This window comes from Streptomyces sp. NPDC002138 (assembly GCF_040296485.1).
Lineage (GTDB): Bacteria > Actinomycetota > Actinomycetes > Streptomycetales > Streptomycetaceae > Streptomyces.
The window spans coordinates 143,825-158,596 of sequence record NZ_JBEOXE010000012.1 but is presented as its reverse complement, the minus strand read 5'-3'; the positions used below and the strand labels follow the sequence as shown (position 1 = coordinate 158,596).

Genomic DNA, 14,772 nt, shown 5'->3' with positions numbered 1-14,772 from the left:
TGCACACCTACAATCACCACCGCGGACACACCGCCCTCGCAGGCAAACCACCCGCCAGCCGCGTCCCCAACCTCACTGGGCAATACACCTAGGCCTCCACGCGGGCGGGCAGGCCGAAGGCCGGGAAGAGGCGGGCGGTGTCGCGGAAGAAGCTGATGCCGGTGACCCGGTCGGCGTGGATGTCGACCACCTGGAGCGCCCAGGGGTCGAAGCCCGTTCCGTCCGGGCTGGGCCGGTACTGGCCGAAGGCGGGCGATCCGTTCGCCACGGTCGGGATCAGCCGGGACCCGCGGCAGCCGATGGCCGGTCCGGTCAGCCAGGCCCGGATGTCGTTCACCCCCCGCATCCACAGGGTGTACGGGGGCAGGGACAGGGTGGCGTCCACGTGGAGCAGCATGTTGAGCTCCTCCATGTCGAAGCGGGAGAAGGCGTCGGCGTACCGGTCGGCCAGGGCCCCCGTGACCGGGTCGGAGGGCGCGGCCGCAGGCCCGTCGGCCGGGGTGCGGCGCGCGGCCAGCGTGGCGCGGGCCCGCTGCAGGGCACTGTTGACCGAGGCCACGGAGGATCCGTGCAGGTCCGCCACCTCGGCCGCGGAAAACCCGAGTACCTCCCGCAGCAGCAGCGTGGCCCGCTGTCGGGGCGGCAGGTGCTGGAGCGCGGCGACGAAGGCCAGCCGTACGGACTCGTCCGCCACGGCGACGGCCTCCGGATCGGCGGGGTACGGCTCGATCCACACACGGGCTTCGAGCGGGGCACCCGGCGAGGTGGCCCCGCTGGTCGGACCGCTCAGGTCCATGGGCAGGGCGCGCCGCTTCCCGGCGGCGAGGGCGTCCAGGCAGACGTTGGTGGCGATCCGGTAGGCCCAGGACCGCAACGAGGAGCGTTCCTCGAAGCGGTCGAGGCTTCGCCAGGCCCGGATCATCGTCTCCTGCACCGCGTCCTCCGCCTCGAACGCCGAGCCGAGCATCCGGTAGCAGTACCCCCTCAACTCCCCCCGGAGAGCCTCCAGCCGCCCCTCCGCGTCCACCCGGCCGTCCACCGCTTCTGTCGGGCCGACGCCGACGCCGACCCCGATCGCATCCACGTCCACGTCCACGTCATCCACCCGCGCCCCCTGGCTACCCGCCGATGTGCCAGGTCAGGCACAGGTGGAGGATACGAGACGGTTTCTGACGGGGGTTCACCAGACCCGGGCCTCCGCGCCGCGCCACGGACGCCGACCGTGGCGGGGTGTCGGCGGATACGCTCTGCGAGATGCAACGCGCAGAGGTACTCAAGCGGGTCGTCGGCATCCTCACCGAAGCCCGGGAACTCCACCGGGCCGCCGAGGCGGGAGAGGACGCGGACGACACGGCGGCGACGGAAGGAGTGGCCACCCAGCTCCTCAACGAGATGCTGCCGTCGATCAGCGTGCCGGCCGACGCGACCCCGCAGCAGGTGGCGCGCGTGGTGGCCGAGGCGCTGGGCCCGGCGCTGCACACGATGGTCTCGGGGTTCAGCCTGGCGTTCACCAGCCTCGCGACGGTGCACGACCGCGGACGTACGGACGTCTCCTCGACGGACGTTCTCCAGGAACTCGCCCTCGAGATCGAGGCGGGCCACTACGACGAGGGCCCCTAGAACGGAGCGTGAGTGCGGCGGGAGACCGTACGGGCCGACCGGTCGGACAGTCTCACGGCGAGTCCCGGCCAATGCGTCCGCATTCATGCGGCGAACGCCTGTACGCGTGGGTAACGTCAGTGGGGGTGACGCCCGCTGGCGCGGGGGCGAGGAGAGGAAGGGGGGACCGTGAGCGGGATAGTGATCTATCTGCCGCAGGGGAGCGACGGCATCGGCGAGGAGCCGTTCGGTGACGCGGTGACGCTGCGGCTCGGACCGGGGGAGGTGGCGCGCTTCGGACGGGGCTCCGCGACGACCCCCGTCGAACTCCGCCTCGTCGACCCCGCGATCTCCCGGCTCGCGGGCGAGATCCGGGTGACCGACGACCACTGGCAGCTCAGCAACCACAGCGCGGACCAGAGTTACCTGGTCGAGAACCCCGAGGGGGCCGGGGAGTACCTGAGGGTGCCCCCGCGCCGGGCCGGGGCGCCCATTCCCTTCGAGTTCTCCCGGGTCGTCCTGCCCACGCGCGGCAGCGCCACCGTCTCCTTCCAGGTGTTCGCCCCCGACCACCTCTACCTGGACCCGGACGTCATGGGGGCCATGGCGGGCCGGGGCGGCCACGGAGCGAGCCGTACCGTCACCGCCTACTCCCTGGACGAGACGGCCACGTACTTCCTGGTGCTGATCGCGCTCTGCGAACCGCGCCTGCGCGACGAGTCGCCCGTCGCGGTGCCGACCACACCCGAGATCGTGGAACGGCTCAAGAACCACGCCGCATGCGGCCTGTTGACGGCCCGGGCGGTCAGCTCCCACATCGACTACCTCGCCGAGGAGAAGATGAGGATCGGGGTTCCGGCCGAATTCGATCCCCGCAGGAGTGCCCGGCGCAATGGCAAGCGGGAGACCATCGTCGGGCTCGCGCTGCGGTTCGGGCTCGTACGGGAGGAGCACCTCGCGCTGCTGCCGCCCCGGTTCCCGGCGGGCCCGCGGACGCGGGAGACGGTGCGATGACACGGCCGGCCACGACATGCGCCGTCGCGGAACGACAGGGCCGACGCGCCGGAGGAGCGGACCGTGCACGGCTCGTCCGACACCTCGGGAAGTGACCGCGCCCGGACCCTCCCGCGCGGCTACCGGGTGGGCCGCTGGGAGGTCACCGAGCCGATCGCGGCGGGTGGTTGGGCCACCGTCTACGCCGGACGGCCGGTCGGCGCGGCTCCGCACACCGCCGGCTCCGACGGCGTCCCCGTCGCCGACGACACCGCCGGCCCCGACGACGTCCCCGTCGCCGACGACACCACCGGCCCCGACGACGTCGCGCTCAAATTCCTGCCGACCGCCGGGCTCTCCCCGCGCCAGGCCCGCAAGGTGGCGGAAGCCGCCCGCCGTGAGGTCGAGCTGTGCAGCCGCACCCGGCACCCGAGGCTGATCCGCCTCCTGGACTCCGTCGTGCTCAGCGAACCGGACGACCCGTTCCTGGACGGCGCGATCGTGCTGGTCATGGAGCGGGCCCGGTGCAGCCTGCGGGACCTGCTGGACGGCGGGGTGAGCGAAGCCGAAGGGGCGCGTCTGATCGCCGAGGTCTGCGAGGGACTGGCCCATCTGCACCGCACCGGGTGGGTGCACGGCGACCTCAAACCGGACAACGTCCTGGTCATGGCGGACGGTTCCGTCAAACTCGCGGACTTCGGGATCGCCACGGAACTGACCGCCACCGACGGCACCCACGGGTACGCGCCCCCGATGGGCACCTTCGACTACCTCCCGCCCGAACGCTGGAGGGCCCCGCTCGGCGAGCACGGCGTGGAGGTCCGGCCGAGCGCCGACATCTGGGCCCTGGGCATCGTCATCCACGAGGTGTTCACCTCCGGAGCCTCGCCCTTCCCCGGCGCCACCCCGATGGCGCGCGGCGCCGGGGCGCAGGAATATGCCGACGGACGCGCGCCGTTGCGCCTGGAGCCCGCGGTACCGGCGTTCTGGCGGGCGCTCGCCGCGGACTGTCTGGCCCCGACCCACTCCGAGCGCGCCCCGCACACCGCGGTGAGCCTGCACACGCGCATCACGGCGCGTACGGTCGCCGACCGGGTGGCCGTCGCCGTGCCCCCCGAGCCCCCGCCGCGTGCGAGGGCCCTCGCCGTCCTCACGGCCGTGGCCGTCTGCGGAGTGGCGGGGGCGGCCGGGGCGGGCTGGACGTACGCCCTGCACGACGGCGGCGGCTCCGCGTTGCCCGGCGGCTCCGGCACGGCGGCCGTGCGACAGGTGGCGGGCGCCGCCGACCGGGTCCGCGTGTTCAACGCCGAGCAGAGCTGCCGGGCCCGGACCGACCGCGACCCGCAGTGCAGCCTTGGCCTCGCTGTCGATCCTCTGCGCGCCTACACCACCGACAACGTCGTGGGCACGCGGGTGTGGCACGGCGACGTCCTCGAAGCCGACTGCCAACTCCCCGAGGGCATCCCCATCATCGACGAATCGGGCACGCGGTCCACCCAGTGGTTCCACGTCTTCCTCCCGCCGGGCTCGGCACGCCCCGACGCCTGGCTGCCCGCCGTACGCGCCCAGGACCGCCCCGCGCTCCCGCCGTGTCCGCGGCCCGAGCCCGCGGGCTGACCCGGTATCGCAGGCTGCCGGGGGCTGTCACTCCGGATCGTTCCGGATGAGGTACCGCCATGCCGCGCCACTACGTTGTGGGCCGTCGGTCAGGGACCGCACTGATCCCCCGCACGACCGCCGCCGCAAGGTGAACCGCAGCGAAGGAGCAGGCTGGTGCGTGGCGCAACGGCACGACGTACGAGATCGAGAATGGTTCTGCTGGCCGTGACGGCCATGACGGCCGCTTCCGCCCTGTGCTCCCCGGCCTGGGCGCAGGGCGTCCGCGAGGTGCCGGGGCCCCTCGGGCACACCGCGACGGCCGAGTTGTACTGCGACATACCCGCGCAGCGGGACATCGCGGTGATACGCAAGGTGTACGAGGTCGGCCAGCGCATGAACGTGTCCGACAAGGTGATGCTCGCAGGGTTCGAGACGGGCTGGGTCGAGTCCCGCATGAACAACCTGAATTGCGGCGACCGGGACTCGCTCGGCGTCTTCCAGCAGCGGCCCTCGCAGGGGTGGGGCTCGCCGGAGCAGATCCTCGACGTCGATTACGCGGCGGGCAAGTTCTTCGAGGTGGCCCTCCAGATGGAGCCGGGCATGGAGGGCAGCAGCCCCGGCCAGCTGGCGCAGGCCGTCCAGCGCTCCGCCTATCCCGACCGCTACGACCAGGCGGAGGGCACGGCCCGGGCGCAGCGGGACGAGGCGTTCCAGCCGTACGGGGCGATCGGGGCGAAGTACGACGGCATGGGCGGCCACGGCAGCCCCCTGGGATGGCCCGTCCGCGCCGAGGAAGCCGCCCAACTGGGCGGACGCTTCCAGGGATTCCAGAACGGCATCATCCTCTGGCACCCCGACGCGGCCTACGCGATCTACGGCGACATCCTCGCCAAGTTCTGGGCGACGGACGCCGAGCGGCGCTGGGGCTTCCCGACGATGGACGAGGCGGACGCCGCGCCGGCGCCGGGCGGGACCCGGGGCCGCTACCAGTTCTTCGAGCGCGGGCTGTTCATGTGGTCGGCGCCGACGGGTGCGCATGTGGTGCACGGCGCGATCTACGACGCCTTCCACGCGGCGGGCCACGAGGCCGCGTTGGGCTACCCCGTGACCGACGAGGTCGACGAGGCGGGCGGCAAGGCCCAGCGCTTCCAGAACGCGACGATCCACTGGAACCCCACCCGGGGTACGTGGACCACCACCAACTGATCAGGAGACAGCCATGAGAGCGCTGGTCCTTCGGCGTGCGATCGGGACGCTGACACTGATGCTGGCGGCCACCGCGGTCACGTTCGTCGCGGCGCCCGCCGCGAGCGCCTCGGACCGCGGGGGGCCCATCGGGCGGGGTGAAGCGATGGACCGCGCCTGGTCGTGGATCGCCGAGCAGGTGCCCTACAGCCAGAGCGGCTGCCACGACAACCAGTTCGGCTGCTACCGGCCCGACTGCTCGGGCTTCGTGTCGATGGCCTGGCACCTGGACTCGTCCCTGACCACCTGGTCCCTGTGGAACGTGACCTTCGACATTCCGGCGGGCGACCTGCAACCCGGCGACATCCTGCTCAAGGACGCCGGCGGCACCGACCACGTGGCCCTCTTCGTCCGGTGGGCGGACCCGGGGCACACCCAGCCGGTGGTGCGCGAGGAGTACGACTTCGGGCACGTGGCCGAGGAGCGGACGTGGGGCGACGGGCTCCGCGGGTTCACTCCGCGGCGCTACAACCTGCTGGACGACCTGATGCCGTACGGCGCGATCGGGGCGAAGTACGACGGGATGGGCGGGCCGGGCGGCGCGCTGGGCCGGCCGACCACGGGGGAGCGCGATTCCATGATGGGCGGACGCTTCCAGGCCTTCCAGAACGGGATCATCCTGTGGCACCCCGACGCGGCCTACGCGGTCTACGGCGACATCCGGGACAAGTTCTGGGCGACGGACGCGGAGCGGCGCTGGGGCTTCCCGACGATGGACGAGGCCGCGGGCGCGCAGGCACCGGGCGGGACGCGCGGCCGCTACCAGTTCTTCGAGCGGGGGTTGTTCATGTGGTCGCCGCAGACCGGCGCGCATGTGGTGCACGGCGCGATCTACGACGCCTTCCACGCGGCGGGCCACGAGGCCGCGCTGGGTTACCCGGAGACCGACGAGACCGACGAGGCGGGCGGCAAGGTCCAGCGCTTCCAGAAGGTCACGATCCACTGGACCCCCGCCCGGGGCACCTGGATCACCAACAACTGACGACCCACCCGTGACGTTGTGATCAGGAGATCATGGTGAACGAGCACCGTCCCACCCGCAGGAACCTCCTCAAGACCGTCGGCGGGCTCTCCGCCGCGATGGCCCTCGGCGCCGGCGGCGTCCTCGCGTCGGCCACGACGGCCTCCGCCGTCGGCGACGCGGGGGGACTGCACATCGTGGACCGCGGCGAGGGCGACCCCCGCATGTGGTACTACCGCTTCCAGACCGACGCGATCGGCTGGCAGCCCGCCGTCAACGTCCTGCTCCCGGACGACTACCACTGGAGCGGGCGCACCTACCCCGTCCTGTACCTGTTCCACGGCGGCGGCACCGACCAGGACTTCATCACCTTCGACCGCCTGCGCATCCGCGAGTTGACCCAGGGCAAGCCGATCATCGTCGTGATGCCCGACGGCGGGCACGCGGGCTGGTACTCCAACCCCGTCACCTCCAACGTCGGCCCCCGCAACTGGGAGACCTTCCACATCGGGCAGCTGATCCCCTGGGTCGAGGCCAACTTCCGGACCTTCGCCGAATACGACGGTCGCGCCGTCTCCGGGTTCTCGATGGGCGGCTTCGGCGCCCTGAAGTACGCGGCCAAGTACTGGGGCCACTTCGCCTCGGTGAGCTCCCACTCCGGCCCCGCCAGCCTGCGCCGCGACAACGGCGCCGTGGTGCACTGGGCCAACCTGTCCTCCGCGGCCCTCGACCTGGGCGGCGGCACGGTCTACGGCGTGCCGTGGGACCAGGCCAGGGTCACCGCCGACAACCCGATGGAACGCATCGAGAGCTACCGCAACAAGCGCGTCTTCCTCGTCGCGGGCACCAGCCCCGACCGGACCAACGCGTTCGACACGTTCAACGAGACCCAGGTGCTCGCCGGGCAGCGGGAGTTCCGCGGCGCCCTCGACCGCGTCGGCATCCCGCACGAGTGGCACGAGGAGCCCGGCGGCCACTTCGTCCGCGACTACATGATGACCCGCGACCTCGACGGGATCATCGACCGGCTCCGCAAGGCCTGAACGCGCGTGCCCCCTGCCGTCACGAGCGTGACGGCAGGGGGCACGGGTGCGTCCGGCCGGTGTCGGGATCAGCCGTGCCACGAGCGCCACAGCGCCGCGTACGCGCCGTCCGCCGCGACCAGTTCGTCGTGCGAGCCCAGCTCGCTGATCCGGCCCGCTTCGACCACCGCGATCACGTCCGCGTCGTGCGCGGTGTGCAGCCGGTGGGCGATCGCCACGACCGTACGACCCTCCAGCACCCGCGCCAGCGAACGCTCCAGGTGCCGGGCCGCCCGCGGATCCAGCAGCGAGGTCGCCTCGTCCAGGACCAGCGTGTGCGGATCGGCCAGCACCAGCCGGGCCAGCGCGATCTGCTGCGCCTGCGCCGGGGTGAGCGCCGAGGCGCCCGAGCCGACCTCGGTGTCCAGCCCGCTCTCCAGCGCCCTGGCCCAGCCGTCCGCGTCGACCGCGCCCAGCGCCGCCCACAGCTCCGCGTCCTCGGCGCCCGACCGCGCGAGCCGCAGGTTGTCGCGCAGGCTGCCCACGAAGACGTGGTGTTCCTGGTTGACCAGCGCCACGTGCTCGCGCACCCGCTCCGCGGGCATCCGCGACAGCTCGGCCCCGCCCAGCGTGACCTCGCCCACCCGCGGCGCGTAGATGCCCGCCAGCAGCCGGCCCAGCGTGGACTTGCCCGCGCCCGAGGGACCGACCAGCGCCACCCGGGTGCCCGGCGGAACCGACAGGGACACCTCGTGCAGGACGTCCACCCCCTCGCGGTAGCCGAACCGGACCGCGTCGGCCCGTACGGCACGGCCGTCCGGCACCACCAGACCGTCCCCCGCGTCGGGCTCGATCTCGCGCACCCCCACCAGCCGGGCCAGGGAGACCTGGGCGACCTGGAGCTCGTCGTACCAGCGCAGGATCAGGCCGATCGGGTCGACCATCATCTGGGCCAGCAGCGCGCCGGTGGTCATCTGGCCCACCGACATCCAGCCCTGGAGCACGCAGTATCCGCCGATCAGCAGCACCGACCCCAGGATCGTCACGTAGGTGACGTTGATGACCGGGAAGAGGACCGAACGCAGGAACAGCGTGTACCGCTCCCAGGCCGTCCACTCCTTGATCCGCCGCTCGGACAGGGCGATCCGGCGGCCGCCGAGGCGGTGCGCCTCGACCGTGCGACCCGCGTCCACCGTCTCGGTGAGCGCCGCGGCGACCGCCGCGTAGCCCGCTGCCTCCGAGCGGTAGGCCGAGGGCGCCCGCTTGAAGTACCAGCGGCAGCCCAGGACCAGCACCGGCAGTGCCACCAGCGCGGCCAGCGCCAGCGGCGGCGCGGTCACGGCGAGCGCCGCGAAGAGCAGCCCCGCCCACACCACACCGACGGCCAGCTGGGGCACGGCCTCGCGCATCGCGTTGGCGAGCCGGTCGATGTCGGTGGTGATCCGGGACAGCAGGTCACCGGTACCCGCGCGCTCCAGCACGCCCGGCGGCAGGGCCACCGACCGGACCAGGAAGTCCTCGCGCAGATCGGCCAGCATCTCCTCGCCGAGCATGGCGCCGCGCAGCCGGACCATCCGGACGAAGAGCGTCTGGACGACCAGGGCCAGTGAGAACAGCAGCGCGACCCGCCCCAGATGGAGTTCGCGCGCCCCCGCCGCGAGATCGTCCACCACCCGCCCGAGCAGATACGGGCCGATCATGGAGGCGACCACCGCGACCGCATTGACCGTCACCAGGAGGACGAACGGCCGCCGGTGCCGCCGCAGCAGCCCGCGCACGTAGCCCCGTACGGTCGCCGTCGTGCCCACCGGGAGGGTGGCGACGGTTTCCGGGGCGGCCGGATCGTACTCCGGCGCCATCACGCCGATCATGCCGATTCCTCGATCTCTGTGAGTTCCCGCAGCGTGTCGAGCCGCTCGACCGTGCCGAGCAGCTGTTCCTCGTCCGTCTCGCGCGTGACGACCGCGCGGTAGCGCGGGTCGCCGTGCAGCAGTTCACGGTGCGTACCGACTGCCGCGACCGCGCCCCCGTCGACCAGGACGACCCGGTCGGCGCGGTCCAGCAGCAGCGGCGACGAGGCCAGGACCACCGTCGTACGACCCGTGCGCAGGGCCGCGATGCCCTCCGCGATCCGGGCCTCCGTGTGCGAGTCGACCGCCGAGGTCGGCTCGTCCAGCACCAGCACCTCCGGGTCGGTGACCAGCGAACGTGCCAGCGCGAGGCGTTGGCGCTGGCCGCCCGAGAGCGAGCGCCCGCGCTCGGTGATCCGCGCGTCCATCGGGTCGTCCACCCCGTCCGGCGCGGACTGCGTCAGCGCGTCCAGTACGTCCGCGCACTGGGCCGCCGCCAGGGCCGCCGAGGGCTCGACCGCGTGGGACGCCGGTACGTCGAGCAGCTCGCGCAGCGTCCCGGACAGCAGCACCGGGTCCTTGTCCTGTACGAGCACCAGCGTGCGCGCCGTGTCCAGCTCCAGCTCGTCCAGCGCGACCCCGCCCAGCAGCACCGACGGGCTGCCGACGGCGTCGGCCGGATGCCCGCCCAGGCGCTCCGCGAGCCGCCCCGCCAGGTCCGGATCCCCGCAGACCACGGCGGTGAACAGCCCCGTCGGGGCCAGCAGTCCGGTCTCCGGGTCGTACAGGTCGCCCCCGGGGGCCGGGGCGGCGGGCGTCGGCTTCGCCGGAGCGACCGGCGTCACCGTGGCGTCCGGTTCCGCGCCCGCGTCGCCCTCCTCGTCGGGGTCCGTGCGGGTCAGCGACAGCACTCGCGCCGCCCGCTTGGCCGAGGGCCGGGAGAAGGAGTACGCCATGGCGATCTCCTCGAAGTGCCGCAGCGGGTAGAGCATCAGGGCCACCGCGCTGAACACGGCGACCAGTTCGCCCACCGTGATCCGCGCGTCCAGGACGAGCGTGGCGCCGTACCAGACCACCGTGATCAGGAGCAGGCCCGGCAGCAGGACCTGGACCGCCGAGATCAGGGCCCACATCCGGGCACTGCGCACGGCGGCCTCGCGGACTTCCTGGGAGGCCTCGCGGTAGCGGCCGAGGAACAGTTCCTCGCCGCCGATGCCGCGCAGGACGCGCAGCCCGGCCACGGTGTCCGAGGCCAGCTCGGTGGCCCGGCCCGCCTTCTCGCGCTGGATGTCGGCGCGCTTGGTGGCCCGCGGCAGCAACGGCAGGACGGCCAGGGCCAGTACGGGCACGCCGACCGCCACGACCACGCCGAGCGCGGGCGCGTAGAGGACGAGGCCCACGCAGATCACGACGACGGCGACGGCGGCGGCGAGGAAACGGGAGACCGCCTCGACGAACCAGCCGATCTTCTCGACGTCGCCGGTGGAGACGGCCACCACCTCGCCGGCCGCGACCCGCCGGGTCAGGGCGGCGCCCAGCTCCGCCGTCTTGCGGGCGAGCAGCTGCTGCACCCGGGCGGCCGCGGTGATCCAGTTGGTCACGGCCGTCCGGTGCAGCATGGTGTCACCGAGCGAGATGGCGATGCCGAGCAGCAGGACGAGACCGCCGACCAGGAGCAGCCGGGTGCCGTCGCGGTCCACGACCGCCTCCACACCGAGGCCGACGGCGAACGGCAGACCCGCGATCCCGCAGAAGTGCATCAGCCCCCAGCACAGGCTCTTGAACTGTCCGGCAAGCTGATTGCGCCCCAGCCACAGCAGGAACCGGGGCCCGGATCGCGCGTCGGGTACCCCTGGGTCCGGATACGGAAGATCGCTGATCTGCATGACGCCCCATGACTCGGTAGTGGTTCAAACCGTGCAAGGTTCGCCTTTGGACACCATGCGGGGCAATCGATTTTCCCTGGCCGGTACGAGAACCGGCCATGGTCGTTCCGGATCGGCGACGGCTTCGTTCCGGTACGTACGGCCGGGCGCTCAGGGGCGGGTGGCGCGCTCCAGTGCGAGGAGCGCCGAGTAGTAGGCGTGCCCCGTGGCTCGTTCCATCCCCACCTCGCACATGCGGTTCGCCGAGAGGTGCACGTCGTAGGACCGCGCCGTGACCTCCACGGCCTCGCGCGCCGTCGCGGCGTCCGTCAGCTCCGGGTGGAGCATGCCGCGGTCGCCCGCGAAAGCGCAGCAGCCCGCGTCGTCCGGCACGACCACCTCCCGCGCGCAGGCCCCGGCCACCGCCCGCAGCTGCGCCTCGTCACCCAGATGGAGCATCGAGCAGGTCGGATGCAGCACCGCCGAACCGACCGTGCGAAGCACCTCCAGGCGCGGCAGCAGCTCCTCGGCCGCCCAGACGACCGAGTCGACGACGGTCAGTTCGGCATGCAGGTCGCGGTTGTCCGCGGTCAGGAACGGGACCACCTCGTGCGCGATGCCCAGGGTGCAGGAGGAGGCGTCGACGACGAGGGGCAGCCGCCCGCCGGCCGTCCAGCCCCAGGCGGCCTCGACGATCCGGTTGGCCATCAGCCGGTTCCCGGCGTCGTAGCCCTTCGAGTGCCAGATCGTCGCGCAGCAGGTCCCGGTCACGTCCTTCGGGATCCACACCGGCCTGCCCGCCCGCTCGGACACCGCGACCACCGCCTCGGGCAGGGACGGGCCGTCCGTGCCGTCCGGGCCGCCGAAGATCCGGTTGACGCAGGCCGGGTAGTACACGGCGTGGGCTCCGACCCGCCGTGTGACGGGCAGCGCACGGGCGGCCGCGCCCGGGATCTGGGGGAGCCACTGCGGTACCAGGTCCGGGCGTACGGCCTTGCGCGCGGCCGCCGTGACGAGGCGCAGCGGGCCGTCCCCGAGCCGGTCGGTGATCCGGTCGGCGGCGGCGACCGCGAGCCGGGCCGCCGCCTCCACGGCCCCGAAGTGCTTCGCGACGAGCGCGGCCGTCCGTTCCTCGCGCGGGCTGTGCCGGCGGTGGCGGAAGTCCTTCATCAGTGCGCCGGTGTCGATGCCGACCGGGCAGGCCAGCTTGCAGGTGGAATCGCCCGCGCAGGTGTCCACCGCGTCGTAGCCGTAGGCGTCGAGCAGCCCGTCCAGCACCGGGGAGCCGGGCTGCTGGCGCATCATCTCGCGGCGCAGCACGATCCGCTGCCGGGGCGTGGTCGTCAGGTCCTTGCTGGGGCAGACGGGCTCGCAGAACCCGCATTCGATGCAGGGGTCGGCGACGGCCTCGACCCGGGGGATCGTCTTGAGCCCGCGCAGGTGGGCCAGCGGATCGCGGTCGAGCAGGATCCGCGGGGCGAGCACCGCGTCCGGGTCGACCAGCCGCTTGGTGCGCCACATCAGCTCGGTGGCCGCGGCGCCCCACTCCAGTTCCAGGAAGGGGGCCATGTTGCGGCCGGTGGAGTGCTCGGCCTTCAGCGAGCCGTCGAACCGCTCGACGGTGAGGCGGCAGAAGGCCTCCATGAACGCCCCGTACCGCTCGACGTCGGCGGGCAGCGCGGCGTCGAAGGCGAGCAGGAAGTGCAGGTTGCCGTGGGCCGCGTGACCGGCCACGGCGGCGTCGAAGCCGTGCTCCGCCTGCAGTTCCAGCAGCGCCTCGCAGGCCTCGGCCAGGCGGGACGGCGGGACGGCGAAGTCCTCGGTGATCAGGGTGGTGCCGCCGGCGCGGGCTCCGCCGACGGCGGTGACGAACGCCTTGCGGGCCTTCCAGTACCCCGCGATGGTCTCGGCATCGGTGGTGAAGGCATTGGTCACCGAGGCCACCGGTGCGACCAGGTCCAGCCGCGCGACCACGTCGGCCGCGAGCCGTTCGTACACCGCCCTGCCCGCCGCGTCCGGCGCCCGGAACTCCACGAGCAGGGCGGTCGTGTCCTTGGGCAGCGCCGCCCAGTCGGCGGGTACGCCCGCCACGCTGACCGAGGCGCGCAGCGTGTTGCCGTCCATCAGCTCGACGGCGAGCGCGCCCGCCGCGTTGAAGAGCGGCACGGCCGCCGCGGCGGCGGGCAGGGAGGGGAAGAAGAGCAGGGCGCTGGAGAGTTCGCGGTCCAGCGGCAGGGTGTCGAAGACCAGCTCGGAGAGGAAGCCCAGAGTGCCTTCCGAACCGACCATCAGCCCGCGCAGGATCTCCACCGGGGTAGTGCCGTCGAGGTAGGCGTCCAGCCGGTAGCCGGTGGTGTTCTTGATCGCGTACTTGGCGCGGATCCGCGCGGTCAGCCGGTGATCGGCCTCGATCTCCCGCTTGATGTCCATCAGCCCGCGGCACAGGGCCGGCTCGGCGCGCGCCAGCTCCTCGTCGGCCAGCGGGTCGGCGGTGTCCACGACCGTGCCGCCGGGCAGCACGAAGGTGAGCGAGGACAGGGTGCGGTACGCGTTCCTCGTGGTTCCCGCGGTCATGCCCGAGGCGTTGTTCGCGACCACCCCGCCGAGCGTGCAGGCGATCGCGCTGGCCGGGTCGGGCCCGAGCACGCGGCCGTGCCGGGCCAGCGCGGCATTGGCGCGCTGGACGGTGGTGCCGGGGCGGATCCGGGCCCGCAGCCCCTCCTCCAGCACCTCGATCCCCGCCCAGTGGCGGCGCACGTCGACCAGGATGTCCTCGCCCTGGGACTGGCCGTTGAGCGAGGTCCCGGCGGCCCGGAAGACCACCTCGCGCTGCTTGCCGTGGGCGTAGGACAGCACGGCGGAGACGTCGTCGAGGTCCTCGGCGATCACGACGACCTGGGGCACGAACCGGTAGGGGGAGGCGTCCGAGGCGTAGCGCACCAGGTCGGAGACCTTCCACAGCACCTTCTCGGCGCCGAGCAGCGCGATCAGCTCGGAACGCAGCGGCTCGGGGGTTCCGGCCGCCCGCCGCTCGGGCACCCGGTCAGGGGCCGGACCGCTGAGGGTGCGCGGGCGCAGGGCTCCCGGTTTCGGCTCCAGCAGCGGCATGCGTGCCCCCTCGGCTAGGCGTCGGCCAGGCGGCCCCTCAGCAGCTGCGCTCCGCCGGCCCGTCCGCCAGCGCGTTCAGCAGCCCGCCGAGCAGTTCGCGCTGATCGGTGGTCAATGGAGCCAGGATCTCCTCTGCCGCGCCCGTTCGCGCGTTGCGCAGCATGCGCAGCGTGGCGCGGCCGGTCTCGGTCAGCTCGATCCGGATGACCCGGCGGTTGGCGGTGTCCGGCACCCGGCGCACGCACGCGGCCGCCTCCAGACCGTCGACCAGGGTGGTCACCGCACGGGGTACGACCTCCAGGCGCGCGGCCAGATCGGCCATTCGGGGAGGCTCCGCGTCGGGGTAGTGCGCGACCGTGCGCAGCAGGCGGGACTGGGCCGGGGTGATGCCGAGCGGCTCCAGATGGCGCTTCTGGATGCGGTGCAGCCGACGGGTCAGGCGCAGCAGCTGCTCGGCGAGGACGCCGTCCGAACTGTCCGGGCTGTCGGTCTCGGATGCGGTGCTCATACTGGGAAGGGTATCAGGACCA

The 14,772-nt window shown here is 72.9% G+C and carries 11 protein-coding genes; 6 read left to right on the top strand and 5 right to left on the bottom strand.

The features are described from left to right. Positions 1-88 precede the first annotated feature (88 nt). On the bottom strand, positions 89-1,039 hold the full coding sequence (locus ABT084_RS11060) for a sigma-70 family RNA polymerase sigma factor (protein WP_351040899.1): 951 nt from the start codon (positions 1,037-1,039) through the stop codon (positions 89-91). 215 nt (positions 1,040-1,254) lie between these two features. Here ABT084_RS11060 and ABT084_RS11055 point away from each other — a divergent pair, with 215 nt between their 5' ends. The 6 genes from ABT084_RS11055 to ABT084_RS11030 all read left to right on the top strand — a co-directional run bounded on the left by ABT084_RS11055 (position 1,255) and on the right by ABT084_RS11030 (position 7,440). Then, on the top strand, positions 1,255-1,620 hold the full coding sequence (locus ABT084_RS11055) for a hypothetical protein (protein WP_351040862.1): 366 nt from the start codon (positions 1,255-1,257) through the stop codon (positions 1,618-1,620). A 168-nt stretch (positions 1,621-1,788) separates the two neighbouring features. Next, positions 1,789-2,613, top strand: coding sequence for a serine/threonine protein kinase (locus ABT084_RS11050; RefSeq protein ID WP_351040860.1), 825 nt, complete (start codon positions 1,789-1,791; stop codon positions 2,611-2,613). A 63-nt stretch (positions 2,614-2,676) separates the two neighbouring features. Beyond that, positions 2,677-4,209 carry a serine/threonine-protein kinase gene (locus ABT084_RS11045; RefSeq protein WP_351040858.1) on the top strand — a complete coding sequence of 511 codons (1,533 nt, stop codon included), beginning with the start codon at positions 2,677-2,679 and terminating at the stop codon, positions 4,207-4,209. A gap of 192 nt (positions 4,210-4,401) precedes the next feature. Next, positions 4,402-5,397, top strand: coding sequence for an LGFP repeat-containing protein (locus tag ABT084_RS11040; protein ID WP_351040856.1), 996 nt, complete (start codon positions 4,402-4,404; stop codon positions 5,395-5,397). A 13-nt stretch (positions 5,398-5,410) separates the two neighbouring features. Continuing rightward, positions 5,411-6,418, top strand: a complete 1,008-nt coding sequence (locus ABT084_RS11035) for an LGFP repeat-containing protein (RefSeq protein ID WP_502968895.1) — start codon at positions 5,411-5,413, stop codon at positions 6,416-6,418. Positions 6,419-6,450: 32 nt separating this feature from the next. Beyond that, positions 6,451-7,440: an alpha/beta hydrolase gene (locus ABT084_RS11030; RefSeq protein WP_351040854.1), complete on the top strand. Its 990-nt coding sequence runs from the start codon at positions 6,451-6,453 to the stop codon at positions 7,438-7,440. 68 nt (positions 7,441-7,508) lie between these two features. Here the strand turns inward: ABT084_RS11030 and ABT084_RS11025 are convergent, their stop codons facing one another. From ABT084_RS11025 to ABT084_RS11010, 4 genes are all read right to left on the bottom strand, one after another. Continuing rightward, positions 7,509-9,290, bottom strand: coding sequence for an ABC transporter ATP-binding protein (locus ABT084_RS11025; protein WP_351040851.1), 1,782 nt, complete (start codon positions 9,288-9,290; stop codon positions 7,509-7,511). Next, positions 9,287-11,155, bottom strand: coding sequence for an ABC transporter transmembrane domain-containing protein (locus tag ABT084_RS11020; protein ID WP_351040847.1), 1,869 nt, complete (start codon positions 11,153-11,155; stop codon positions 9,287-9,289). Before ABT084_RS11020 ends, ABT084_RS11025 begins: the two co-directional genes overlap by 4 nt. Positions 11,156-11,305: 150 nt before the next feature. Continuing rightward, the gene (locus ABT084_RS11015) at positions 11,306-14,242 is read right to left on the bottom strand and encodes an FAD-binding and (Fe-S)-binding domain-containing protein (protein ID WP_351040844.1); all 2,937 of its coding nucleotides are present in this window, start codon (positions 14,240-14,242) and stop codon (positions 11,306-11,308) included. Between the two features lie 37 nt (positions 14,243-14,279). Next, positions 14,280-14,750: a MarR family winged helix-turn-helix transcriptional regulator gene (locus tag ABT084_RS11010; RefSeq protein ID WP_351040842.1), complete on the bottom strand. Its 471-nt coding sequence runs from the start codon at positions 14,748-14,750 to the stop codon at positions 14,280-14,282. Between the last annotated feature and the right edge of the window lie 22 nt (positions 14,751-14,772).

Excerpts from the sequence above, each read along its gene's own strand:
- ABT084_RS11055 (WP_351040862.1), top strand. The coding sequence starts at position 1,255 with ATGCAACGCGCAGAGGTACTCAAGCGGGTCGTCGGCATCCTCACCGAA.
- ABT084_RS11040 (WP_351040856.1), top strand. The coding sequence starts at position 4,402 with ATGGTTCTGCTGGCCGTGACGGCCATGACGGCCGCTTCCGCCCTGTGC.
- ABT084_RS11035 (WP_502968895.1), top strand. The coding sequence starts at position 5,411 with ATGAGAGCGCTGGTCCTTCGGCGTGCGATCGGGACGCTGACACTGATG.
- ABT084_RS11030 (WP_351040854.1), top strand. The coding sequence starts at position 6,451 with ATGGTGAACGAGCACCGTCCCACCCGCAGGAACCTCCTCAAGACCGTC.
- ABT084_RS11025 (WP_351040851.1), bottom strand. The coding sequence starts at position 9,290 with ATGATCGGCGTGATGGCGCCGGAGTACGATCCGGCCGCCCCGGAAACC.
- ABT084_RS11020 (WP_351040847.1), bottom strand. The coding sequence starts at position 11,155 with ATGCAGATCAGCGATCTTCCGTATCCGGACCCAGGGGTACCCGACGCG.
- ABT084_RS11015 (WP_351040844.1), bottom strand. The coding sequence starts at position 14,242 with ATGCCGCTGCTGGAGCCGAAACCGGGAGCCCTGCGCCCGCGCACCCTC.
- ABT084_RS11010 (WP_351040842.1), bottom strand. The coding sequence starts at position 14,750 with ATGAGCACCGCATCCGAGACCGACAGCCCGGACAGTTCGGACGGCGTC.